Source organism: Luteimonas sp. MC1825 (genome assembly GCF_014764385.1).
Taxonomy (GTDB): domain Bacteria; phylum Pseudomonadota; class Gammaproteobacteria; order Xanthomonadales; family Xanthomonadaceae; genus Luteimonas.
The window spans coordinates 1,224,611-1,247,762 of record NZ_CP061714.1 but is presented as its reverse complement, the minus strand read 5'-3'; the positions used below and the strand labels follow the sequence as shown (position 1 = coordinate 1,247,762).

General features: G+C 69.6%; 18 protein-coding genes and 2 tRNA genes. 10 read left to right on the top strand and 10 right to left on the bottom strand.

The features are described from left to right. Window positions 1-47: 47 nt before the first annotated feature. The 4 genes from ftsY to IDM46_RS05755 are packed head-to-tail and all read left to right on the top strand — an operon-like array spanning window position 48 to window position 3,893. A complete protein-coding gene (gene ftsY / locus IDM46_RS05770; RefSeq protein WP_185115088.1) occupies window positions 48-1,307 on the top strand; it encodes a signal recognition particle-docking protein FtsY in 1,260 nt (419 codons plus the stop codon). Continuing rightward, window positions 1,304-2,542, top strand: coding sequence for a hypothetical protein (locus IDM46_RS05765; protein ID WP_185115087.1), 1,239 nt, complete (start codon window positions 1,304-1,306; stop codon window positions 2,540-2,542). Before ftsY ends, IDM46_RS05765 begins: the two co-directional genes overlap by 4 nt. Then, complete coding sequence (mutY, locus tag IDM46_RS05760) at window positions 2,539-3,621, top strand: A/G-specific adenine glycosylase (RefSeq protein ID WP_223878039.1); 1,083 nt, start codon at window positions 2,539-2,541, stop codon at window positions 3,619-3,621. The genes IDM46_RS05765 and mutY overlap by 4 nt, the downstream gene beginning before the upstream one ends. Continuing rightward, window positions 3,618-3,893, top strand: a complete 276-nt coding sequence (locus IDM46_RS05755) for an oxidative damage protection protein (protein WP_185115086.1) — start codon at window positions 3,618-3,620, stop codon at window positions 3,891-3,893. The genes mutY and IDM46_RS05755 overlap by 4 nt, the downstream gene beginning before the upstream one ends. On the opposite strand, the gene IDM46_RS05750 is transcribed toward IDM46_RS05755, so the two are convergent. Beyond that, window positions 3,869-4,327, bottom strand: a complete 459-nt coding sequence (locus IDM46_RS05750; RefSeq protein ID WP_223878038.1) for a DUF6491 family protein — start codon at window positions 4,325-4,327, stop codon at window positions 3,869-3,871. The genes IDM46_RS05755 and IDM46_RS05750 overlap by 25 nt on opposite strands. Window positions 4,328-4,478: 151 nt before the next feature. Between IDM46_RS05750 and IDM46_RS05745 the strand changes: the two genes are divergently transcribed. Together IDM46_RS05745 and dinG are read left to right on the top strand one after the other, a co-directional pair. Next, window positions 4,479-4,554 (top strand) — tRNA-Phe (locus tag IDM46_RS05745). 89 nt (window positions 4,555-4,643) lie between these two features. After that, window positions 4,644-6,773 (top strand): ATP-dependent DNA helicase DinG, encoded by a 2,130-nt coding sequence (gene dinG, locus IDM46_RS05740; RefSeq protein ID WP_185115085.1) that lies wholly within the window; start codon window positions 4,644-4,646, stop codon window positions 6,771-6,773. 8 nt (window positions 6,774-6,781) lie between these two features. Here the strand turns inward: dinG and IDM46_RS05735 are convergent, their stop codons facing one another. From IDM46_RS05735 to IDM46_RS05720, 4 genes are all read right to left on the bottom strand, one after another. Continuing rightward, window positions 6,782-6,991 carry a hypothetical protein gene (locus tag IDM46_RS05735; RefSeq protein ID WP_182821584.1) on the bottom strand — a complete coding sequence of 70 codons (210 nt, stop codon included), beginning with the start codon at window positions 6,989-6,991 and terminating at the stop codon, window positions 6,782-6,784. A 96-nt stretch (window positions 6,992-7,087) separates the two neighbouring features. Next, window positions 7,088-8,137, bottom strand: a complete 1,050-nt coding sequence (locus tag IDM46_RS05730; protein ID WP_223878037.1) for an SDR family oxidoreductase — start codon at window positions 8,135-8,137, stop codon at window positions 7,088-7,090. A gap of 93 nt (window positions 8,138-8,230) precedes the next feature. Next, window positions 8,231-10,681: a DNA ligase D gene (gene ligD, locus IDM46_RS05725; RefSeq protein WP_185115083.1), complete on the bottom strand. Its 2,451-nt coding sequence runs from the start codon at window positions 10,679-10,681 to the stop codon at window positions 8,231-8,233. A gap of 10 nt (window positions 10,682-10,691) precedes the next feature. Continuing rightward, window positions 10,692-11,678 carry a Ku protein gene (locus IDM46_RS05720; RefSeq protein ID WP_185115082.1) on the bottom strand — a complete coding sequence of 329 codons (987 nt, stop codon included), beginning with the start codon at window positions 11,676-11,678 and terminating at the stop codon, window positions 10,692-10,694. A gap of 150 nt (window positions 11,679-11,828) precedes the next feature. On the opposite strand from IDM46_RS05720, the gene IDM46_RS05715 reads away from it, so the two are divergent. After that, window positions 11,829-11,903 (top strand) — tRNA-Val (locus IDM46_RS05715). 56 nt (window positions 11,904-11,959) lie between these two features. Here IDM46_RS05715 and IDM46_RS05710 read toward each other — a convergent pair. Beyond that, window positions 11,960-13,186, bottom strand: a complete 1,227-nt coding sequence (locus IDM46_RS05710; protein ID WP_185115081.1) for an EAL domain-containing response regulator — start codon at window positions 13,184-13,186, stop codon at window positions 11,960-11,962. Beyond that, window positions 13,183-13,545, bottom strand: coding sequence for an Hpt domain-containing protein (locus IDM46_RS05705; RefSeq protein WP_185115080.1), 363 nt, complete (start codon window positions 13,543-13,545; stop codon window positions 13,183-13,185). The genes IDM46_RS05710 and IDM46_RS05705 overlap by 4 nt, the downstream gene beginning before the upstream one ends. Before the next feature lie 159 nt (window positions 13,546-13,704). On the opposite strand from IDM46_RS05705, the gene IDM46_RS05700 reads away from it, so the two are divergent. Further along, window positions 13,705-14,217: a YetF domain-containing protein gene (locus IDM46_RS05700; protein ID WP_185115079.1), complete on the top strand. Its 513-nt coding sequence runs from the start codon at window positions 13,705-13,707 to the stop codon at window positions 14,215-14,217. Here the strand turns inward: IDM46_RS05700 and IDM46_RS05695 are convergent. From IDM46_RS05695 to IDM46_RS05685, 3 genes are all read right to left on the bottom strand, one after another. Beyond that, entirely contained in the window at window positions 14,169-15,773 is a 1,605-nt protein-coding gene (locus tag IDM46_RS05695) for a serine hydrolase (RefSeq protein ID WP_185115078.1), read from the bottom strand. The genes IDM46_RS05700 and IDM46_RS05695 overlap by 49 nt on opposite strands. Before the next feature lie 85 nt (window positions 15,774-15,858). Further along, window positions 15,859-18,909: a TonB-dependent receptor gene (locus tag IDM46_RS05690; protein ID WP_185115077.1), complete on the bottom strand. Its 3,051-nt coding sequence runs from the start codon at window positions 18,907-18,909 to the stop codon at window positions 15,859-15,861. Between the two features lie 41 nt (window positions 18,910-18,950). Continuing rightward, window positions 18,951-20,333 carry a transglutaminase domain-containing protein gene (locus IDM46_RS05685; RefSeq protein ID WP_223878058.1) on the bottom strand — a complete coding sequence of 461 codons (1,383 nt, stop codon included), beginning with the start codon at window positions 20,331-20,333 and terminating at the stop codon, window positions 18,951-18,953. Between the two features lie 331 nt (window positions 20,334-20,664). Between IDM46_RS05685 and IDM46_RS05680 the strand changes: the two genes are divergently transcribed. Then, window positions 20,665-22,053, top strand: coding sequence for an SH3 domain-containing protein (locus tag IDM46_RS05680; RefSeq protein WP_182821602.1), 1,389 nt, complete (start codon window positions 20,665-20,667; stop codon window positions 22,051-22,053). Beyond that, window positions 22,050-23,150 carry a dipeptide epimerase gene (locus IDM46_RS05675; protein WP_182821604.1) on the top strand — a complete coding sequence of 367 codons (1,101 nt, stop codon included), beginning with the start codon at window positions 22,050-22,052 and terminating at the stop codon, window positions 23,148-23,150. The genes IDM46_RS05680 and IDM46_RS05675 overlap by 4 nt, the downstream gene beginning before the upstream one ends. Window positions 23,151-23,152: the final 2 nt, after the last annotated feature.

Below are 23,152 nucleotides of genomic sequence, written 5' to 3'. Positions count from 1 at the left end.
CGCGGCGATGTGCACCCCCTCCCCCACACGGTCCGGTTGCCAGCGCAATGGTCAGCTTTTTCCGCCGCAAGAAACCCGAAGCAGGCACCGGCGGAGGGAATGCCGGCAGGCCGAAGCTGGACATCGAGGCGCTGGCGGCGGCGTTTCCGAACGCGCCTGGCCGCGACTTGCCCGCGAGCGACGCGGCCGCGTCGCCGGTTGGCGACGTGGACCACGCAGCTGGCACCGCCCACGCGGCTGATGCGGCTGCTGCGGCCGATGCCGCAGCGGAAGGCGAAGCCAAGGTGCAGGCGTTCATGGATGCCGCGCCGCTTGCGGCAGACCTGGCCACGCCCGTGCCGGCCACGCCTGCTTCGTCGACCACCCAGGAAAAGCCCGCCGCCGCACCGGGCAAGTCGGGCTGGCGCGAACGCCTGAAGGGAAGCGGCTTCGCCCGTGGCCTGGGCGGCCTGTTCTCGCGAAATCCACGCCTCGACGACGACCTGCTCGACGAGATCGAAACCGCGCTGCTGACCGCCGACGTCGGCGTCACCGCCACCACCCAGCTGGTCGAGTCGCTGCGCAAGCGCATGAAGGCGCGCGAGTTCGCCGATGCCAACGCCATGCTTGGCGCGCTGCGCGGCGACCTGATCGCCATGCTGGAGCCCGTGGCGCGCCCGCTGGTGATCGACCCGGCGGTGCGCCCGTTCGTGATCCTCACCGTTGGCGTCAACGGCGTGGGCAAGACCACCACCATCGGCAAGCTGGCGCGCCGCTACAAGGACGAGGGCCGCAGCCTGATGCTGGCCGCCGGCGACACCTTCCGCGCCGCGGCGGTCGCGCAGCTGCAGGCCTGGGGCGAGCGCAACGGCGTTCCGGTGATCGCGCAGGGCCAGAATGCCGACGCCGCATCGGTCGCCTTCGACGCGTTGCAGGCCGCGCGCGCCCGCGGCACGGAGATCCTGATCGCCGACACCGCCGGGCGCCTGCACACGCAGCAGGGGCTGATGAACGAGCTCGGCAAGATCAAGCGCGTGCTCGGCAAGCTCGATGACGCCGCACCGCACGAGGTGCTGCTGGTCATCGACGGCACCACCGGCCAGAACGCGCTGTCGCAGCTGCGCCAGTTCCACGCCGCGGCCGGCGTGACCGGGCTGGTGGTCACCAAGCTCGACGGCACCGCCAAGGGCGGCGTGGTGTTCGCGCTGGCGCGCGAGTTCGGCATCCCGATCCGCTATGCCGGCATCGGCGAGCGCCCCGAGGACCTGCGCGTGTTCGACGCCGAGGCCTTCGTCGACGCACTGCTGCCGGAAGCGCTGGGCGCGTGACCCGGCGCCGCGTTGCCGCCTGGCTGGCGGGGACGCTGGTACTGCTGCTGCTCGCAGCCGTCGTCGCGCTGTCGCTGCTGCTGCAGCCGCAGCGGCTGTCGCGGCTTGCGCTGGACACGGTGGGGGGCATCCTCGGGCTCGAGATCAGCGCGTCCGGCGAGGCACGCTACCGGCTGCGCGGCACGCCGATGCTCGAGGTGCGCGATGTCGTCGCACGGCAGCCAGGTGCCGCCACGCCGCTGCTGCGCGCCGAGCGCGTCTTCCTCTCCCTGCCCTGGTCCACGTTGCGCAACCGCGCCGCGCCGCTCGAACTCGACCGCATCGAACTCGACGCGCCACGGCTCGATGTCGCCGCACTGCAGGCCTGGCTTGCGACGCGGCCACCCGGCGACGGCCGGATCCCCACGCTGCGCAACGGCCTGCTGGTCAACGACGGCCGGATCGACGGCGATGGCTGGCACGTCGAAGGGTTCGGCCTGTCTCTGCAGGCGCTGCGCGCCGGCGCGCCGCTGGCTGCGAAGGCACGCGGTCGCCTCGTGCTTGCGTCCCCCACGACGGTCGAGTTCGACCTGCGCACCGCAGCCGAACGCGTTGAAAACGGCAGCGGCGCCGCCGTCACCGGCCATGCCACGCTGGACAACGGCAGCTGGCGGCTGCCCGCCTACCTCACCGCATCCGGGCCGCTGCGCTACGACGCTGGCATCCTCCGCCTGCAGCCGCTGCGCTTCGGCGCCAGCGCGCGCTACGAAGGCGGCGACACTTCGCTGCCGTTCACGCTCGGGCTGCACGGACCGCTGCGCCTGCGCGACGGTGCGTGGTCGCTCGCGCCGGCGGACGTGGTGCTGCACGGCGAAGGCGTGGTGCCAGACCTGGATGCACGCGGGCGGATCGCATTGTCACGCGCACTGCTGCTTGGGCTGTCCGGGCACATGGCGGAATGGCCGCAGGCCTGGCCCACGCTGCCGCCGCCGCTGGACGCACCTGGCGCGCCGCTGCCGTTCTCGATCGCCTACGCCGGCGCGCCGACGCTTGCCGACCCCGTCGCGCTGCAGTTGGCGCATGGCGACGCCCGCGCCGACGCCGTGTTCCGCATCGCCGACGTCCTTGGCTGGTCGCAGGACGCGGCCAACGGCTCCCCGCTGCCGCCGCTGCGTGCGCGTGCCAGCGCACCGCGCATCGAAGTGCCCGGTGGCGTGCTGGAAGGCGTGGAAGTGACGATCGAAGAATCGCCGTGAACAAGGCTGCCGACAGCGGCTTCGCGCCGCGGCTGCTGGCGTGGTTCGACATCCACGGCCGCCACGACCTGCCCTGGCAGCACCCGCGCTCGCCGTACCGGGTGTGGCTGTCGGAAATCATGCTGCAGCAGACGCAGGTGCGCGTTGTGGTGCCCTATTTCGAGCGCTTCGTGGCTGCCCTGCCCGACCTGCCGGCGCTGGCCGCGGCGCCGCTGGACGACGTGCTCGGGCTCTGGTCGGGCCTGGGTTACTACGCACGCGCCCGCAACCTGCATGCCGCGGCACGCGCGTGCGTCGAACGCCACGACGGCGGACTGCCGCGCGATTTCGATGCGCTGCTGGCGCTGCCGGGCATCGGCCGCAGCACCGCGGGCGCGATCCTGTCGCAGGCCTGGGGCGACCGACACGCGATCCTCGACGGCAACGTCAAGCGCGTGCTGGCCCGCGTCCATGGCGTCAGCGGCTGGCCCGGCCTGCCGGCGGTCGAGAAGCAGCTCTGGCAGCACGCGCAGGCGCAGCTGCCCGACGCGCGCCTGGCCGACTACACACAGGCGCAGATGGATCTCGGCGCCACCCTGTGCACGCGTCATGACCCGGCGTGCATCCTCTGCCCGCTGCAGGACGGCTGCGTCGCGCGCATCGAAGGTCGCGTCGCCGAACTGCCCACGTCGAAGCCCGGCAAGGCGCTGCCGCAGCGCGAGGCCGTGCTGCTCGTGCTGCGCGACGGCGAAGGCCGCGTGCTGCTGAGGCGACGCCCTCCGGCCGGTGTGTGGGCCCAGCTCTGGTCCCTGCCCGAAGCCGAAGACCACGACGCCGCGCGCGCGCTGTTCCACGCCCACGCCGACGGCGACTATGCGCAAGGCGAGGCGCTGGAGCCGATCGCCCACGCGTTCAGCCATTACCGGCTCAGGTTGCTGCCGCTGCGCTGGCGCGCCGTCGCCCCCGCCGCCGCGGTGGGCGACAATGACGACCTGCGCTGGGTGTCGCATGACGCGATCGATGCTCTCGGGATCCCGGCGCCCGTCAGGACACTGCTCGACATGCAGTTCGCCGAGCACCAGGAGAATCCGCCGCAATGAGCCGCACCGTGTACTGCGAATACCAGAAACAGGATGCTGAAGGCCTCGCCTTCGTGCCGTGGCCCGGCGCGCTGGGCAAGCGCGTGTTCGCGCATATCGGCAAGGCCGGCTGGGCGGCGTGGCTGGCGCACCAGACCATGCTGATCAACGAGAACCGGCTGTCGCCGCTGGATCCCGCCACCCGCGCCTTCCTCGAAGGCGAGATGGAGAAGTTCCTGTTCGGCGGCGGCGCCGAAGCGCCCGCCGGCTACGTGCCCGAAGACGCGCCCTGATCGTCGCGGGCCGCCTTCTCGGCGGCCTTGATCTGCCGGGTGTCGAGCGGCCGGATCTCGCGGATGCGGCAGGGGATCTGCATGGAGCCGTGGCCGCTGGCCAGCACCTTGTCGAAGCGTGCCATGACACGCCCGCCCTCGCTGCTGGTCACGGCGATCACCGGACTGAAGTCGATGTCCGGGCAAGGGCCGTCGAGGTCCAGCAACCAGGCGCGACTCGGGCCGGTCCACAGCGCGATCGCGCCATCGCCCAGCGGCGTCCAGCCAGTGATGCTGCCGTGGTACGGAAAACTGCCCACCGGCGCACCCGCCGCGGCGCGATAGATGGTGAGTTTTTCCCCCGCGTCCAGGCGTCCGCGACCCGTCGCGCATGCCGACACCACCAGCGCCGCGGCGAGCGCCATGCCCATCCGGGCGACTGTTTGCGTGGCCATCGTTGCCTCCCGCCGCCGTGCGGCATCTACCATCGGTGACGCCATCATGCAACGCGCCGCATGCGCCGGCTGCGGCACCTCGCGGGCAGGTTCAGCTGCGGTGATGCTTGCCGCCCGCGCGCCGCCGCCGTATCATTCCGCGCTCGCCAGTGGCCGGGTAGCTCAGTTGGTAGAGCAGGGGATTGAAAATCCCCGTGTCGGGGGTTCGATTCCCTCCCCGGCCACCATTGCGACGCAACAGCAAGTCTGACCGCAAGCCCTGCACGGCATTTGCCCTGCGGGGCTTTTCGTTCGTGGACATGTGAAAATCCACGCCATGAATGATTCCGGGCCGCAGCCCACGGCACAAGCGGCCACTGCCACCACGCGCGTCCTGACCGAAGCACTGAAAGACGACATCCGCGCCGCCTACGGCAGCCTGCAGGCAAACACGCCCGGCTTCAGCACGCGGCGTGCGCAGAGCCACATGATCGGCGTGGTGTCGAGGGCGCTGGCGACCACTGGCGGCATCGGCATTGCGGAGGCACCGACCGGCGTCGGCAAGAGCCTCGCCTACCTGACGGCCGGCGTGCCGATCGCGCTGGCCACCGGCAAGAAGCTGGTCATCAGCACCGGCACCGTCGCCCTGCAGTCGCAGCTGGTCGGGCGCGACATCCCCGCGTTCCTCGCCGCGACCGGACTGCAGGCGCGCGTGGCGCTGGCCAAGGGCCGCACCCGCTACCTGTGCACGCGCAACGCCGCCGAAATGCAGGGCGGCTCAAGCCAGGATGCGATGTTCCCCGACGAGGAGCCACTGTACGACCGTCCGCTGTCCCCGTTCGAGATCGAGGCCGCGACGCGTCTGCTCGAGGCCTATACCGATCGCCTGTGGGATGGCGACCTCGATGCCGCGCCGGAGCTCGTCAGCCCTGCCCTGCGCAGCCAGATCACCACGCCGGCGTCGGCCTGCGCGGGACGTCGTTGCGGCTATGCCGCGCAGTGCCCGGTGCTCACCGCGCGCACCACCGTGCGCGACGCGCAGATCGTGGTCACCAACCACGCGCTCTTGCTCTCGTCGCTGTCGCTGGGGGATGCGGAAAACAGCCAGCCGTTGCTGGCGGCGCCCGCGGACATGCTGCTGGTGCTCGATGAAGGCCACCACGTGGCCAGCGTCGCCATCGACCAGGGCGCGGCGCGCCTGCCCATGGGCGACATGGCCAAGCGCGTGGCACGGATGCAGGGCCTGGTCACCGCCAGCTACCGCCTGGTCGGCAAGGACACGATCGGCACGCTGCTGCCGAGCGACGCCGTGGAGCTGGCGGCGCGCGTCGCCAAGGCGCTCAAGGCGTTCCGCGTCGAACTCGAACACGCGTGGACGCCCGAACCCGGTGACCGCGATCCCTTGTGGCGCGCGCCGCATGGCCGCCTGCCCGCGGACTGGATGCCCGCCGTGGAAGCGCTCGGCGACGACACGCGCAGCCTGTTCAACTGGGTGCATTCCGCGCAGCAGATCGTCGCCAAGTCGAAGCAGGACGATCCCGCCAAGGAGCGCCTGCAGCGCAATCTCGGCATGGCGCTGGAGATGGTCGAGGAACAGCACGCGCTGTGGTCGGGCTGGCGGCGCGAAGACCGCGACGGGCAGCCGCCCATGGCGCGCTGGCTCACGCAGGCCCGCGACGGCGACCTGGTCTGCCACTGCTCGCCGGTGTCGGCCGCGCAGGTGCTGCGCCAGCTGCTGTGGAAGGACGTCGACTCGGTGGTGATGACATCGGCCACGCTCACCGGCGGCGGCGACTTCCAGGCGTTCGCCATCGACACCGGGCTGCCCGACCACGCCGAAATGGTGAGCCTGCCCTCGCCTTTCGACCTGCCGCGCCAGGCGCAACTGGTCATCCCGCAGTTCCCGGCCACGCCCGACGATCGCGAAGGCCATCCCGTGGCCGTCGCCGACTACCTCGAGCGCGAGCTCGACTGGGGCAAGGGCAGCATGGTGCTGTTCACCTCGCGCTGGAAAATGGAAAAAGTCGCGGAGCTGTTGTGCGACGCGCGCCGCAAGCAGGTCCTCGTGCAGGGCATGGGCAACAAGTCGCAGACAGTGGCCGACCATGTCGCACGCATCGCCGCGGGCAAGGGCTCGGTGCTGTTCGGCCTGAACTCGTTCGGCGAAGGCCTCGACCTGCCCGGCGAGGCCTGCACCACGGTGGTGATCACCCAGGTGCCGTTCTCCGTGCCCACAGACCCGCAGACCGCCACGCTGGGCGAATGGCTGGAGAGCCGCGGCCACAACGCCTTCAACCTGATCGCCGTGCCGCATGCCCTGCGCACGCTGACCCAGTTCGCCGGGCGCCTGATCCGCACATCCACCGACACCGGACGCGTCATCATCCTCGACTCGCGCCTGCTTACGCGTCGCTACGGCAAGCGCATCATCGATGCGCTGCCGCCGTTCGAACGCGTGATCGGCTGACGCGCGGGCTAAGGCTTCGCGGGGTCGCGCGGCTTCGGGTCGGACTCGGTGGTGCGCTGCGTGCCGCCGTGGAAGTTGCGATCCACGTCGTCCGGTGCTGAGGGCGAGACCGTGTTGCGGTCGCCCGAGCCGTGCGGGTACTCGCGCTGTTCGCGGTGGGCGTCCTCGCCTGCGGGGCGGTCCTTGAGGACGTCGGACTTCTTGTCAGGCTGGGTCATGGTCGTGGCCTCGCTGGTGGGGTCTCAGATGCTCGACCACGGCGCGTGCGCTGCATGTCAATTCGGCGTCACGCGCGCGTTGTCGTGATGCGCGCATCAGCCACGCGGCCCGCCCATCACCGGCAGGATCACGCCATTCACGTACGACGACATCACCGGTGACGCCAGGAACACGTACGCCGGCGACACCTCTTCCGGCTGCGCCGGGCGCTTCATGTCGCTGTCCTTGCCGAACTCCGCGACATCCTCGGCGGGTTTGTCGGCCGGGTTGAGCGGCGTCCACACCGGGCCTGGCGCCACGCAGTTCACGCGGATGCCGCGCTCCAGCAGGTTGGACGCCAGCGACATGGTGAATGCGTGGATCGCGCCCTTGGTCGCGGAATAGTCGAGCAGCTTCGGGCTGCCGAAGATGCCGGTCTCGGAGCCGGTGTTGATGATGCTGGCACCGCGCTCCATGTGCGGCAGCGCGGCGCGCGCCATATGGAAGTAGCCGGCGATATTGGTCTGCAGCGTCTCCTGCAGGTGGCGGTTGCCCAAATCTTCCAGGCGATCGACGTGCTGCTGGAAGGCGGCATTGTTGACCAGCACGTCCAGCCGTCCGAACGCCTTGACCGCCTTGCGCACGGCCTTCCTGCAGAATTTCGGATCGCGGACATCGCCGGCGATCACCAGGCAGCGGCGGCCTTCGGCCTCGACGTGGCGCTTTGTCACCGCGGCGTCTTCGTCTTCGTCCAGGTGCATCACCGCCACATCGGCGCCTTCGCGTGCGAACAGCACCGCCACCGCCCGGCCGATGCCGGAATCGCCGCCGGTGATGATGGCCGCCATGCCCTCCAGCTTGCCACTGCCGACGTAATCCGGCGCCTCGAACCGTGGCGCCAACGCCAGCGCATGCTCGTGACCTGGCTTGGCCAGATGCTGCGCAGGCATCGGATTCTCCGGCTGCCGCCGCGTCCCCGCCTGCGTCGCCTTCTTCGCCGCCTTCTTGCCGGCACGCTTCTTCGACGCGCGCTTCGAGGCTGCATCTGCCTTCGCCTGGATCTCACGCTGGCGAGCGACAGTTGCGTCAGCACCAGCGCCCTTCGCGCGCGCCGCGGCCTTCGCGCCCTTCGCGCCTTTGCGAGAGACAACGTTCGCCATATCCATGCTCCCAGGTCAGTTGATGCAACGAGACTGCCACCCTCGCCGTGGTCGCCCCGTCATGCCGGCCCGCATCGCGAGCACATGGCGCCACGCCCATCACTCCCAGCTCGGCAACTCCTGCTCCAGCGTCGCGAACCCATCCCACGGATCCTTGCGCAACCGCGCAGCCCGCTGCTTCGCCTTGGCGAGGTCGAACGCCGCGGGGCCCGCCACCTTGCCCAGTTCGTCCCAGCGGATCGGCACCGCCACCGGCGCGCCCTTGCGCGCGCGCAGCGACCACGACGCCACGCTGGTGGCGCCGCGCGCGTTGCGCAGCCAGTCGATGAACATCTTCCCCGAGCGCTTGGCCTTGGACATCGTGGCCACGTAGCGGTCCGGCGCCTGCAGCGCCATCGCTTCGGCAAAGCCACCGCAGAACGCGCGCACGTAATCCCAGTCCGGGCCGCGCGTGATCGGCGCCACCACGTGCGCGCCCTTGCCGCCGGACAGCCGCACGAAGCTCTCCAGCCCCGCTTCAGCCAGGCGCGCGCGGATGTCACGCGCGGAGCGCACCACGTCGGCCCAGCCCAGGCCTTCGCCGGGGTCCAGGTCGAACACCAGCCGGTCCGGCAGCTCGGGATCGTCCACGCGCGATCCCCAGGGATGGAACTCGAGCGTGTTCATCTGCACCAGGTCGATCACGCCGGCGATGTCGTCGATGTACAGGTACGGCTCCTTGCCGCTCTTCTGCTTCAACACGATCGCGCGCACATCGTCGCCCAGGCTTTCGGCGTGGTGCTTCTGGAAGAAGCACTGGCCCCTGGTGCCGTCGGGGCAGCGCAGCAGCGACAGTGGCCGCCCGGCAAGCTCCGGCAGCAGCCAGTCGGCGACGCTGCGGTAGTACTCGGCCACGTCGCCCTTGGTGTACTTCGCGCCCTCGAACACCACCCGGTCCGGGCTGGTGATGCGCCCGGCCGTCACGTCGTCCTTTTCCACCTGCGGTTCCTCCACGTCGCGCGCCGCCTTGTCGATGCGCAGGCGCTTGAAGGCGGCCTGGCGCAGCAGGCCCTCCTTGGCCCAGCCACGGAAAGCCACCTCGGCGACCAGCTCCGGGCGCACCCAGTGCACGGTGCGCAGCGGCAGCGCGATGTGGTCCGGCAGCTCGACCGTCGCCTGCTTCTGCTCCAGCTTGCGCAGCCGCGCGGTGAGGTCGCGCAGCATGGCGTCGTCGAAACCGGTGCCCACGCGCCCCACGTAGCGCAGCCCGCCACGCTCGCGCGTGGCCATCAGCAGCGCGCCGAAGCCGGTACGGCTGCGCTTGGGATCGGTGTAGCCGACCACCACGAACTCGTCCGCCGATTCGTGCTTCACCTTCAGCCAGTCGTTGCCGCGGCCGCCGCGATACAGGCTGTCGGCGCGCTTGCAGATGACGCCCTCGATGCCCTGTCGGCCGGTCTCCTCGTAGACCTCGGGGCCATGGCCGACGACGTGGTCGCTGTAGGCCAGCAGGTGCGGCGCCTCGGGCAGCAGCGACTTCAGCAGGGCCTTGCGCGCGCCCAGCGGCGAGCCGCGCAGGTCGACACCCGCCAGGCCGACGAGATCGAACACCAGGTAGCGCAGCGCGGCTTTCGAGCTGCCGTCGATCACCCGCTGCAGCTCGGAGAAGTCGCTGTGGCCGTCGGGGCCAAGCACCACCAGTTCGCCATCGAGGCAGGCTTCGGAGACCGGCAGCGCGGCGACCGCTGCGGCCACGTCCGGGAAGGTCTTGTCCCAGTCCAGTCCGCCACGCGAGCGCAACCGCGCGACGCCATCGACCATGTCGACCATCAACCGGTAGCCGTCCCACTTGATCTCGTGCAGCCAGTCGTCGCCCGGCGGCGCCGCGCCCCGCAACGTGCACAGCTGCGGCTCGAATCCTGCCGGCACGCCGGTGTCCTTCGCGCCCGGCAGCGCCAGTGCGGCCTTGCGCCAGCGCGCGTCGGCCTTGCGCGGGGCGCGGGGCTTCGTGGCCTTGGTTGCCTTGGCGGACCTGGCGGCGGAACGCGGTTTCGACGGTGCATCCACCAGGTCGTCCGCCTCCATGTCCGCGGCGTGCGCGTCGCTGCGCTTCATCAGCAGCCACTGCGCCTGGCGGCCCGCCTTCTTCGTGCGCACCAGCTTCCATGCGCCCTTGAGCTTGCTGCCGCTCAGGGTGAAATCCAGCTTGCCGGCGGCGATGCCTTCCAGCGGGTCGCCATCGCAGGCCCAGTGGCCGTGGTCGAACACGTCCACGTGGCCGGCGCCGTAATGGCCTTCGGGGATGTCACCGGCGAACGTGGCGTACGACAGCGGGTGATCCTCCACCTCCACAGCCAGGCGCTTCTCGCCCGCGCGCAGCGACGGCCCCTTCGGCACCGCCCAGCTCTTCAGCGCGCCATCGGCCTCCAGGCGGAAGTCGTAGTGGCGGCTGCTGGCGTGGTGCAGTTGCACCACGAAGATCGGCCGATGGCCGACGCTCGTGGGTGCATCGCCAGACGGCTCGGGGGTGCCGTCGAAGCGACGCTTGCGGGCGTATTCGCGCAGGCTCATGGCGCCGGCCTCAGCCCGCCTTGCGCGTCGTGCCCTTGGCGGCCTTGCGCGCCGGCGCCTTGGCGGTCTTTGCCGCCGGCTTGTCGGCGGGGGCCTTCTTCGCGGCGGCGGTTTTCTTCGCCGGTGCCTTTTTCGCGGCGGCCTTCTTCGCCGCCGCTTTGTCGTCGCGCTCCGCGGACTTCTTCGCCGGCGTGCGCTTGTTGCTGCCGATGCTCTTCTGCAGCAGTGCCATGAAGTCCACGACATTGGTCGCCGCGCCTTCCGGCGCCTCGAACTCGCTGTCGTCCGGCTTGGCCACCGTGCCGTCGGCCTTCATCTTGTCGCGGATCACCTTCTCCAGGCGCTCGCGGAATTCGTCCTTGTACCCGCTCGGGTCCCATTCGCCGCTCATCGACGCGATGAGCTGCTTGGCCATCTCGAGTTCTTTCGGACTGATCCTGTAGTCGGCGGATTCGCCCTCGGGCAGGCGGTGCTCCGCAGGGTCCACCAGCTCCTGCGGATAGCGCAGCAGCATCAGCATCAGCGCATCATCGCGCGGCAGCACCGCGGCCAGGTATTCGCGGGTGCGGATCACCACCCGTGCGATGCCGGCCTGCCCGGTCGCCTTGAGCGTTTCGCGAAGCAGCACGTAGCCCTTCTCGGCCTTCTTGGCCGGCACCAGGATGTAGGGCTTCTCGTAGTACTGGAACGGGATCGCGGACGCGTCCACGAAGGTCTCGACCTCCACGGTCTCGTGGCTCTCCGGGGCGGCGGACTTGATGTCCTCCTGCTCCAGCACGACGTAGCTGCCCTTGTCGTACTCGAAGGCCTTGACGATGTCCTTCCAAGGCACTTCCTCGCCGGTCTCGGCGTTGACCCGCTCGTAGCGGACCGGATTCTTGTCGCGCGAATCCAGCATGCGGAAATGCAGGTCGATGCGGCGCTCGCCGGACATCAGCGACACCGGCACGTTGAGCAGGCCGAACGAAAGGGTTCCGGTCCAGATCGGGCGCGCCATGGCGTCCCTCGCGAAGGGGTTGGGGCTGTCGACGCTAGGACTGGCGCGGTGAGACGCGGGTGAAGCCTGCCCGGGCATGGCGATGCGGGCCGCGTCGGCCGGACCCTTGCCAGGAACCGCGTGTGCTGCTGTATACTTGCGCGCTGTTTCGGGCGGTTAGCTCAGCGGTAGAGCATTGCCTTCACACGGCAAGGGTCACAGGTTCGATCCCTGTACCGCCCACCATGTTTCGCGCATGCAAGAACCCCCGGTCTCCCGGGGGTTTTTTGTTGCCTCGGGGCTCAGGCGCTCAGCACGCCCTCACGCAGGGTGGGCCAGGCATCCAGCCAGGGCACTACGTCGCAGGCCGGCATCGGTTCCGCCACCAGGTAGCCCTGGAACATGCCGCAGCCGAGCGCGCGCAGGCAGGCGAGATCCTCCGCGTTGTCGACGCCTTCGGCGACCGTCTCCACATCGAGTTCGCGCGCCAGCGCCAGCGCGGCCTGCACGATCGCGCGTCGCGAGGCATCCCCGGACACGCCCTGGACGAATGCGCGGTCGATCTTCAGCTCCGAGAACGGCATGTCGCGCAGCTGCGCCAGCTTGGTGAAGCCGGTGCCGAAATCGTCGAGCGCCAGGCGCACGCCTTTCAGCCGCAGCCGGCTCAGGATATCGAGCTGGGCGCGCGGCTCGGTCGGCAGGCGTGATTCGGACAGCTCGAGCACCAGCCGCTCCAGCGGGAATCCCGCCTCGGCGGCCATTGCCGCCAGGCGATCGGGGAAGTCCAGCCTGCCAAGGCTGGCCAGCGACACGTTCACCGCCACGTCCAGCCCGCCCCCGGCACCATTCCACGAGCATGCGTGGTGCAGCGCATTGACCAGCACCGCGCGCGCCAGCGGAGTCACCAGGCCGGCGCTTTCGACCAGCGGCAGGAAGTCATCCGGTGCCACGACGCCGCGCTCGGGGTGTTGCCAGCGTGCCAGCGCTTCCATGCCCACCACGGCGCCGGTGCGCAGGTCGATCTTCGGCTGGTAGTGGTTGACGATTTCGCCGCCATTGATGGCCGCTTCAAGCTCGGCGGCATCGGCGGTGGTACCTGGTTGCGTCGCGCAGTCGGCCCACTTGCCGCCGAGGCCGGCTGACTTCCGCCCCTGCAGCAACGTGCGCAGGCTGCCCGGCGTGACCGGCTTGGCCAGGCTGCCGAGCACGTCCAGGCCCTGCTGGCGTGCCAGTTGCTCGACCATCTGCAGCACGCGCGGCTCCGCGCCGCTGATGAGCACCAGCCCGCCGCGGAATTCCGTCGCGACCAGGTGGCGCACGAATTCGACGCCGTCCATTCCAGGCATGCGCAGGTCGCAGAACACCAGCCCGAAGTCGGCGGGCGCGAGCGCGAGCCGCCCGATCGCGTCGGCACCGCTCGAGCTCGACTCGATGCCGGCGTAGCCGCTGTCCTTCAGGCCCATCGCGCGCAGCTGGATCTGCAGCAGGCGGGTGGTGAAATCGTCGTCGTCCACGATCAGGATCTTCAAATGCCGGTCCTCCCCTGTGGCGCCTGCGCCGCGCGCCAGTGCCGCATCGCCGCGAGTGCGGCATCCAGTTCCGCCACCACCGTGGTCACGGCCGGACCCAATCCGGCGGGGCGACCCGCCGCGGCGTGCGCTTCGAGCTCTGCGCACAGCTCACCCAGCGCCATCGCGCCCATCGCGCGTGACGAAGACTTCAGCGAATGCGCCAGCGTGGCGAGCTGCGCCGCGTCGCCCTGCGCAATCGCCTGCAGGAGGCCGGCACGGATGCCCGTGGCGACCTCGTCGAAACACTCGACGAGTTCCACCATGGCGCCTGGATCGTCCCCCGAACTCTCACGCAGCACCCGCACGTCGAATGGCATGCCCCCTCCCTGGAGCAGCTCGATCGGGATGATTGCTGCCTTGCAGCATGCTACCGGGCCGGCTCCGGACGGCGCGTGCGGGCGGTCACACCCGCGGCATCACGCCGCGGCGACCCGCCGGTCCTATCCTGCGCGCCCAAGCCTCCACCGGGCCCTGCCATGGATCTGTCCACGCCACTTCCGCAACTGCTGCTTCGCGGCACCGCCATCTACTTCGCGGTGATGGTGGTGGTGCGGATCCTGCCCAAGCGCAGCCTGGGCAACAACTCACCGGTCGACATGCTGGCGCTGGTGATCGTGGGCGCGCTGGTGGCCGACGCCATGTCGGTGGGATCGGAATCGCCAAGCGACTTCGTGCTCCTGGCGTCCGTGGTGGCTGCCTGGTCGTATCTGATCAACCTGCTCGAGTTCCGCTTTCCGTCATTCAGCCGGCTCACCGACGAGGCGCCGCGGGTGATCGTGCGCGATGGCCGGCTGCTGTACCGCGAAATGCGCAAGGAGCTGATCACCGAGGACGAACTGATGGCATGCGTCCGCCGTGCAGGCCTCAACGACATCCACGAGGTCGCATGCGCCACCGTGGAGACCACCGGCGAGATCACCCTGCTCGCCCGCGACGGCGATCAGGGGCAGTTGGACACGCGCGCGAACGCCAGGTCCTCGAAGTCGTAGCTGAAGTCCGCGTCCGGGTCGACCTTGGCCATCGCCAGGCGCGTCGCGCCACCGCCCTCGCCTGCGCTGAAATCCAGCCAGGCGTGGGCGTCGCTGTCGAGCGTGTCCCATTCGACCAGCATGCGCCCGCCCGATGCCATCACCCGACCGGACAGTCTGGGCGACTTCGCAGCCACCATGCGCACCTCGTCGCCGCGCGCGCAGACCGACGCCTCGCCGAACCACGGATCGCGGTATACGCCCAGCCAGCGCGCCATCGCGGCAGGCGCCACCGGGGTGCGCGGCGTAGTGCCACCCAACGGTGCAGCAACACCGGCGGCGCGATCGTCGCGCGCGGCCGCGCGCTCGGCGGCCAGCGCGTCGGCGTAGTAGGCCACCGTGCGCGCCTCCCCTGGCGCAGTGAAGTGCTTCACCAGCACCTGGTTCAGCACCGTGCGCGCCTCGTCCGCGTCGCCGTTGATCAGCAGCACGAACCCGGCGCCCTTCTCCGGCAGCAGGGTCAGCGCCGAATACATGCCCGACAGCGTGCCGGTGTGGGAAACCTTCCACGTACCGTCGACATCGGTCAGCCGCCAGCCGTAGCCGTATGCGGAAAAATGGCTGCCATCCCAGGCGCGCATGCGCCGCGACAAGGGCATCGGCATATGCGCCACCCATGCCGCGTCGCGTTGCGTCGCGGACAGCCATGGCTTGCCCGCGACCAGGCCATGTCGCTCCGGCTGCAGCCACATCCGCGCCCACGCCAGCATGTCGTCCAGGCTGCAGCGGATGCCGCCGGCGGCGGCCATCGGCATGTCGGCGATCGTTGCGACGTCGGTACGCACTGCCACGTTGCGTCCGTCACGGCGCGCATGCGGCTGCGCCACGTTGCCGGCCTCGCTGGCGTTCCACGCGCCGACGCGACAGCGTTCCAGCCCGAGCGGCGCAAACACTTCGCGCCGCATCAGCTCGTCATAGGGCGCGCCTCCCGCCGCCGCCGCGACCTCGCCCGCCACGATGTACAGCGTGTTGTCGTAGGCGTAGCGCGAACGGAAGCTCCAGCGCGGCTTCAGGTGCGCAAGACCCGCCACGACTTCGTCGCGCGTGAACGCATTGGGCTCCGGCCACAGCATCAGGTCGCCCGCGCCCGGCCCCAGCCCGCTGTTGTGGATCAGCAGGTCACGCACCTGGATCTCGCGCGTCACCCAGTCGGCGTACATGCGGAAGCCCGGCAGGTGCTTCACCACCGGATCGTCCCAGGCCAGCAGCCCGGCATCGACCTGGCGCGCAAGCAGCGCCGCCGTCATCGCCTTGGTGTTGGACGCGATCTTGAAGATCGTGCGGCGGTCCACGGCCACGCCACTCCCGGCCGCGATTTCACCACGCACCTCGACCTGGCGCACCTCGCCATCGACGATCACACCCACCGCGATGCCGGGCAGGTCGTAACGCGCGACCGCGTCGTCGACCGCGGCGGTGATCGCCGCGGACGGCGGCGGCCCTGCGGCGCGGCCCGCACCGGGCACGAAAAAGACCGCGACGGCCAGCGTCGCGGCGCAACAAGCACGCTTCAGCATCTCGGGTCCTGCCCCTGGAGTCTTGGCATGCCCACCGCCGGCGGTCCGGCGCTGGGCATGCAGCATCACGCCCGCGCGGGGCGCATCAGAAGTTCCAGCTCACCACCAGCTGCGCGTAGCGCGGCGACTGCCAGCGGGTACCGGTGCCGAAGGTGGAACGGCGCTGGCCCGGGTTGCCCTCGTAGCGGCCGCGCACGTTGATCACTTCCTGGTCGTTGAGGAGGTTGTAGACCGACAGGCGGGCCTTCAGGTCGATGCCGTCCACCGGCAGTTCCCAGGTGACGTTCGCGCCGACGTTGTAGGTCCACGGCATGCGGCCGAAGGCACCACGCTCGCTGCGCTCGTACTGGCGGTCCTGCCAGGCGCCGGTGCAGTTGGCCACGCACAGCCAGCCGGTGCCGCCGCCGCTGCCCTCGCTGGTGTAGCTTGCCACCGCGAAGTTCTCGTCCGGCCAGGTCACGCCGAACGCGGTGATCGGCCCGCCCGACAGCGCGGTCACCGTGCCGCCGACGCTCCACATCTCGTTGAACCGGTAGCTCCCGCGCAGCTTGATCTGGTGGCGGCGGTCGTTGAACAGGTCGCCATAGCGGTCGTTGTTGGCCGGATGGTCCCAGTGCTGGACCATGCCGGTGTCGCCGTAGTTGGTATCGGAGTTGACCGGACCCTCGTGGTTGCCCTCCGACTTCGACCACAGGTAGGACGCGTTGAACGCCCACTTTTCGTCCCAGGCGCGGTCGATCTGGAATTCCACGCCGGTGTAGGTGCGCTTGGGCTTGGAGTAGCCGATCACGCGGTTGCTGCCCCCGGTGATGTAGCCCTCCTTCGAGGTGTCGATGGTCACCCAGCCGTCCTGGGCGCAGCCCTGCCGAGTGGTGCCCCAAAGGGTCAGCGTGTCGCCCGGGTTGGCAATCGGCCACAGGTCGATGCTGCTGCTGCCAGGGACCGCCGACATCGGGTGGCGCACGCCGCAAAGTGCGTTGATGCGGATGTCATCCATCGCGTTGGGCATGCGTCGGTAGGTGGCGTTGACGCCCCAGGACCACGCTTGGCTGATCATGGCCTGGAAGCCTACGATGGCCTCGTCCTGGTAGACCGCGTCGATGTCGCGGTCCACGCTCTGGCGGGTGTCGCGCACGCTCAGGTTGAACTGGTCGTCGACCGCGCCGATCTGCTGGCCGATGACCGGTGCCATGTACGGCGCACCCGTCACCGGGTTGGTCGCCGCGCTCCAGCCATTCAGCGCGTAGAACGTGCGTTCGTCGAGCAGGCCACCGGCGAAGTTGTAGCTGATGATGCTGGTGACCGGCATGTAGTAGCGGCCCAGGTTGCCGAACAGCTTGGTGCTGCCGTCGCCCTTCATGTCCCACGAGAAGCCGAACCGCGGCGACACCAGGTCGTCCATCTTGATGAAGCTGGCGCCGGTCGCGTTCTTGTTGTCGAAGGTGTCCACGCGCACCCCGAGGTTGACCAGCAGGTTCGGCGTGACGCTCCAGACGTCTTCCAGGTAGTAGGCGCTGGCCTCGATGTCGAACACGCCGCCGTCCGCGCGCTCGCGGGCCATCAGGAACGCGTTGACACCCGCCGGAAGCGGCGTGCCGTTGTCGAGCACCTGGGTGGGGCTGGTGCGGCCGTAGGCGGTGTACTGCACGCCGTCGCCGGGGTAGAACGTCACCCGGTCGGTGGTCATCAGCTCGTGGTCCCAGCCGAAGCGCAGCAGGTGGTCGCCCACCGCCCACTCGAAGTCCAGGCGCTTGGCTTCGCGCTCATCCTCGTGCGAGACCACGTTCGACCCCGGGTGGCAGCCGAGCTGCGGGCTGCCCATGCCGCGGTAGACCGCGCCGTAGGAGGCGTTGTTGTAGGTCACCCAGCTGCACAGCGCATCCTGCGGCGAGCGCAGGAAGCTGCTGCTGCGGTTGAGGCCGTACATGGCCTTGGCGGTGAAGTTCTCGCCAAAGTGGCCGGTGTAGGTGAGCGACCCGCTCTTGCCGCCGCTCGACGCCGTGGACTGGCTGGGCGGCGCGGTGCCGACCTTGCGGCTGGCAAAATTGTAGTTGTAGAGCGCGGTGTCGGTATCGCCCTCGTCGGAGAACGCGAGCAGCTCCAGCAGGTGGTTGTCGGACAGGACCCAGTCGACCTTGGTGCCCCAGAACCCGTTGCTGCCCTCGCGTTCGCTCCAGCTGCTGCCGCCGGCATTGGTGAAGCCCGAGGTGTTCTCTCGCTGCTCGTACATGGCGAACATGAAAAGCCGGTCGCGCACGATCGGACCCGACGCCCAGACGTTGGCCTTGGTGAAGCTGCTGCGGTCGTGGCTGGCGCGCACGTTGACGCTGCCGTCGGCGTAGAACTGGTCATCGCCCGAGCTCTGCCACGCGCTCGGTTCGAAGGTGAACTCCACGCCGGCGTCGAATTCGTTGCTGCCCGAGCGGCTCACGGCGTTGATCACGCCACCGGTGCTGCGACCGAACTCCACCGAATAGCCGCCGGTCTTGACCTGGAACTCCTGGAAGAACGCGAACGGCGCGGTGGAGAAGCTCTGGCGACGATAGAAGTCGGTGACGTTCAGGCCATTGATGAAGACCGAGTTCTCCGCCACCGACGAGCCGCCGAACGACATGCCGCCGAAGCTGGAGTTGCCGCCGATCACGCCGGGCGCCAGCATGGCCACCGAGCTGAGGCTCTGGTCGACCGGCAGCCGCGAGATCTCTTCGCGGGTCACGTTGGTTGCGGTCTCGGTGGACTTGACGTCGACGCGGTTGACCACGCGATCACCGACCACGGTCACCGCGGCCATGTCGGCCACGCCGCCGCCGCTGCCCAGGTTCACCGTGGTCGTGCCACCCAGCGACACGGCCACCGGCACCGGCTCACCGACCGTCTGCCCGTTGCGGATCACCTGCACGTTGTAGCTGCCCACCTGCAGCGAGCCGAGGCGGTACGTGCCGTCCGCACCCGCCGTGACATTGCGCGTGGCGCCCGTGGCGACATTGGTCACCTGCACCTGGTCGCCGGCGCTGGCGCGACCCGCGACCGAGCCGGTGGCGCTTTGCGCCAGCACCATCGGCGCCATGGTGGACAGGCACGCTCCCAGCGCGATGCTGAGTGCGGCGCGACGGAATCTGGTATGGCTGGCCTTCATTGCGGTTCTCCCCGGAACATGTGCGTGATGGTTGGCTTTGGTCAGGTACGTTCATCGGCATCGGGTGGCAGCAGCTGCCACTCGAAGCCGTAATCCCACTGGTCGAAATACAGGTTGCCGCCTGCCCACTCGGCTTCGCCGCGCTGCAGGTCGACGGTTTCCGAGCGGACGTGCTGCTTGGCCGGCACGAGTTCGCGCGACCAGTCGTCGTTGAAGGCGATGCGGTAGGCGTCCATGCCGCCGAGATAGAAGCCTGCGAGCGCATCGCCGGCGCCCGGCAAGCGGCCGAAAGTGACATCCATCGGCACCCAGCCGTACGGGGCCAGGTACATCCAGCCCCAGTCGTGCATGTTGTTGTAGGCGCCGTCGGAGAAGATCCAGCCGGACTGCCAGCGCGCGGGAATGCCGTTCATGCGCAGCAGGGTGATCAGCAGCAGCGTCTGCTGGCCGCAGTCGGCATGGCCCTGCTCGAGCGCGTGCTGGCTGATGTTGCTGATGGTGGAATACTCGCGCGCGCCGGCCCACGGCAGCGCGTCGACCGATGCGAACAGCTTCTGCGCGATGCGGTAGGGGTTGGTCTCGCCCGCCAGCACCTGCGCCGACTTCAGCCGCATCGCGTCGTTGAACACCACGTGCGGCGCACGCTCGGCCACGAACGGCGCGAGCTCCGGCGTGATCTCCGCCGCCACCACCCGGTCGGGATCGATGGCGACGTACTGGCCGAACGTGGTCAATTCGTAGCTGATCGAGAACGCGGTCGGCGTGCCCGCCACGGCGGGTGCCTCGAGGTACACGGTGCGCTGCAAGGTGGTGTCGGGTGCGATCGCGTGGCCTGCGGGCACGCTGGCAACGAAACGGATGTCTTCCTGCTGCCCCGGCAACGCGCGCGGGTACGGAATCCATGCGCGTACGGTCTCGCCGGCCGGTACCGCGTCGGCATCGACGGTCAGCGATTGCGTCACCCGCACGCGGCGCGGTGCCGCGGCGCGCGCGCCGCCGGCGAGCGCTGCGTCGCGCACCTCGGCGTGGTGCGGGTGCGCGGCTTCCAGCGGGCTGTCGTTGAACTTCGGCGGCGTGGCCCGGCGCTTCCGGGCCTCCTCGCTCAGGCGATACAGGTTGGAAGGTCCGCGGTTGAACCAGCGGCGCTGGCCGTCGATCACCCGCGCTTCGATGAGACCCGCGGCATCCCAACGCGCGAACTCGGCGTCGTCGAGGTCCGGGATGTCGCGGCGCAGGCGCGCCCTGGCGCCGGCTTCGTCCAGGCTGAAGTCGATCAGGATGCGGCGCATGCGTTCGCGCTGGAACTCCAGCGCCATGCGCTGGTCGGAGGTGAGTCCATGCTGCGCGAGTCCGGCGTCGATCAGCTTGCCGGCAGCGGCGAAGTCGCCGGCATCCACCAGCGCCACGATGTCGGTCGGTGCCATGAGCCGTTCGCCAATGTCGGCGTTGCCGCTGCTGCCGGCGCTGTCGCCAGCAACAGCCGGCGCCTGCCCCGCGCCCGCCTGCATGGCCACCGCCAGCAGCAGCACGCAGGTTCCCGATCGCAGCAGGCCGTGGCCCACACGTCGTGACATCGGCTTGGAACCCCCCGTCATCTGCACGCCTGACCCACTCCTTGCCCCTGGGGAACGGCTTGAATGGCTGTGTAACATGGCGTTCACAGGCGGTCAATAATTTATTCTTTTGTATTGATTTCGCCGAATGATGTATTCCATGATCAAGCCCGGCCCCGATGCGCCGGGGAGGGGACAATCCATGCGCCACGCAGCCCTGCTGCTCTTCCTGCTGTTCGCCGCACCCGCGCTTTCCGCGCGGGAACCCGTGCCCGCGCCGCCCGCACACGACGTGCCGGGCATCGTCGAGGCGCAGCTCACGCCGGACTACTGGATCGCACGCCTGCGCCAGCCGGACCGCGTGATCCTCGGCCGCGACCAGATCGCCCAGCAGAACGTGCGCATGCATGACGAAGACCCGTCGCTGCACGACATCGAAGCGCTGCCCGGCACGCTCGACGGCGGACAGGTCAAGGCATGGATCGAAGCGCTTTCGGTCATGCCCGAGCGCGAGCTCTACGACGAGACCGGCGCGGTCGGCAGCAAACGGCAGATGGCGCGCATCGAAGCCAACCTCGCGCTGAAGTCCATCCCGCAGACCCAGGTCACGCGCTACGGCATGGCCGTGCGCCGCGCCGCGCTGCGCACCTTCCCCACCCGCCTGCGCGTGTTCAATTCGCCGGACGACCACGACATCGACCGCTTCCAGGAGAGCGCGCTGTTCCCCGGCGATCCGGTGGCCATCGTCCACGAGAGCCGCGACCGCGCCTGGTACTTCGTGGTCAGCCAGCGCTATGCGGCGTGGGTGGAGAAGGAGGCCATCGCCCAGGGCGACCGGCAGGCGATCCTCGACTACGGCCGCCGCGCGCCGTACCTCATCGTCACCGGCGCCACCGCGCGCACCGTCTTCACCCCCGAGCGGCCCGCGGTCTCCGACGTGCAGCTCGACATGGGCGTGCGCGTGCCGGTACTGGCCGACTGGCCGGGCGACCGCGCGGTCAACGGCCAGCATCCGTACGCCGCACACGTCGTCGAGCTGCCGGTGCGCGCGGCCGACGGCACGCTGTCCTTCGCGCCCGCGCTCATCCCGCGCTCGGCCGATGTCGCCAACGACTACCTGCCGCTGACCGAGGCCAACATCATCCGCCAGGCGTTCAAGTTCCTCGGCGAGCGCTACGGCTGGGGGCATTCGTACAACGCGCGCGACTGCAGCGGCTTTGTCTCCGAGGTCTACCGCAGCTTCGGCGTGCTGCTGCCGCGCAACACCAGCCACCAGGCGGTCAGCCCGGCGCTGAACCGCCTGCCGCTCACCGCGGACGACAGCCACGACAGGCGCCGCAAGCTGCTGCGCGAAGCGCGCGTCGGCGACCTGGTGTACATCCCGGGTCACGTGATGATGATGCTCGGCCACGTCGACGGTGCGCCCTACGCCATCCACGACACCAGCGGCATGACCTGGCGCCGCGACGATGGCGAACTGCGCCGCCTGCACCTCAACGGCGTGGTGGTCACGCCGATCCTGCCGATGCTGTCGAACGCGGATACACCGACCATCGACCGCATCACCAGCATCCAGCGCATCCGCCCATGAAGATCACTGAAATCCGCCTCGGCATGCTGCGCGTTCCGTTGAAGACGCCGTTCAAGACGGCGCTGCGCACGGTCGATACCGTCGAGGACATCGTGGTCGAGGTGCATACCGACACCGGCCATGTCGGTTACGGCGAGGCCGCGCCCACCGCGGTGATCACCGGCGACACGCACGGCTCGATCGTCGAGGCCATCCGCCGCGTGATCGGCCCACGGCTGATCGGCCGCGAGGTCGCCGACCTCAACCGCAACGTCGCCCTGGTGCAGTCGGCCATGGAGCGCAACACCAGCGCCAAGGCGGCGGTGGAGATCGCCCTCTACGACCTGTTCGGGCAGCTCTACGGCGCCCCCCTCTACCGCATCCTCGGCGGCGGCGGCGACCCGGTCGTCACCACCGACATCACCATCAGCGTCGACTACATCGACAAGATGGTGGCCGACTCGCTGGCCGCGGTGGAACGTGGCTTCGAATCGCTGAAGATCAAGGTGGGCAAGGACATCGGCGTCGACATCGAGCGCGTCAAGGCCATCCACTCCGCAGTCGACGGCCGCGCCCTGCTGCGCCTGGACGCCAACCAGGGCTGGACGCCGAAGCAGGCGGTGCGCGCCGTGGGCACCCTCGAGGATGCCGGCGTGGCGCTCGAGCTGCTGGAACAGCCGGTGCACGCGCGCGACATCGAAGGGCTCAAGTACGTCACCGAGCGCGTGCTCACGCCGGTGATGGCCGATGAAAGCGTGTTCGGCCCGGCGGAGGTCATCGACCTCATCCAGCGCCGCGCGGCCGACATCATCAACATCAAGCTGATGAAGACCGGTGGCATCTCCAACGCGGTGCGCATCGCCGACATCGCCGCGGTGTACGGCGTGGAATGCATGATCGGCTGCATGATCGAATCCAGCGTCAGCGTGGCGGCAGCCGTGCACCTGGCGATCGCCAAGGGCGGCGCCATCACCAAGGTCGACCTCGACGGGCCGTCGCTGTGCCGCTTCAACCCGGTGGACGGCGGCGTGGAGTTCAACGAGTCCGAGATCTCGGTGGGCGACGCGCCCGGCCTCGGTATCCGCGGCATCCGCGGCCTGGAAGCCATCCCGGGCTGACC

Coding starts and splice junctions, on each gene's coding strand:
- IDM46_RS05755 (WP_185115086.1), top strand. CDS start 3,618: ATGAGCCGCACCGTGTACTGCGAATACCAGAAACAGGATGCTGAAGGC.
- dinG (WP_185115085.1), top strand. CDS start 4,644: ATGAATGATTCCGGGCCGCAGCCCACGGCACAAGCGGCCACTGCCACC.
- IDM46_RS05720 (WP_185115082.1), bottom strand. CDS start 11,678: ATGGCGCGCCCGATCTGGACCGGAACCCTTTCGTTCGGCCTGCTCAAC.
- IDM46_RS05700 (WP_185115079.1), top strand. CDS start 13,705: ATGGATCTGTCCACGCCACTTCCGCAACTGCTGCTTCGCGGCACCGCC.
- IDM46_RS05680 (WP_182821602.1), top strand. CDS start 20,665: ATGCGCCACGCAGCCCTGCTGCTCTTCCTGCTGTTCGCCGCACCCGCG.
- IDM46_RS05675 (WP_182821604.1), top strand. CDS start 22,050: ATGAAGATCACTGAAATCCGCCTCGGCATGCTGCGCGTTCCGTTGAAG.
- ftsY (WP_185115088.1), top strand. CDS start 48: ATGGTCAGCTTTTTCCGCCGCAAGAAACCCGAAGCAGGCACCGGCGGA.
- IDM46_RS05695 (WP_185115078.1), bottom strand. CDS start 15,773: ATGCTGAAGCGTGCTTGTTGCGCCGCGACGCTGGCCGTCGCGGTCTTT.
- IDM46_RS05735 (WP_182821584.1), bottom strand. CDS start 6,991: ATGACCCAGCCTGACAAGAAGTCCGACGTCCTCAAGGACCGCCCCGCA.
- IDM46_RS05705 (WP_185115080.1), bottom strand. CDS start 13,545: ATGCCATTCGACGTGCGGGTGCTGCGTGAGAGTTCGGGGGACGATCCA.
- IDM46_RS05730 (WP_223878037.1), bottom strand. CDS start 8,137: ATGGATATGGCGAACGTTGTCTCTCGCAAAGGCGCGAAGGGCGCGAAG.
- IDM46_RS05685 (WP_223878058.1), bottom strand. CDS start 20,333: ATGGCACCGACCGACATCGTGGCGCTGGTGGATGCCGGCGACTTCGCC.
- ligD (WP_185115083.1), bottom strand. CDS start 10,681: ATGAGCCTGCGCGAATACGCCCGCAAGCGTCGCTTCGACGGCACCCCC.
- IDM46_RS05690 (WP_185115077.1), bottom strand. CDS start 18,909: ATGAAGGCCAGCCATACCAGATTCCGTCGCGCCGCACTCAGCATCGCG.
- IDM46_RS05750 (WP_223878038.1), bottom strand. CDS start 4,327: ATGGCCACGCAAACAGTCGCCCGGATGGGCATGGCGCTCGCCGCGGCG.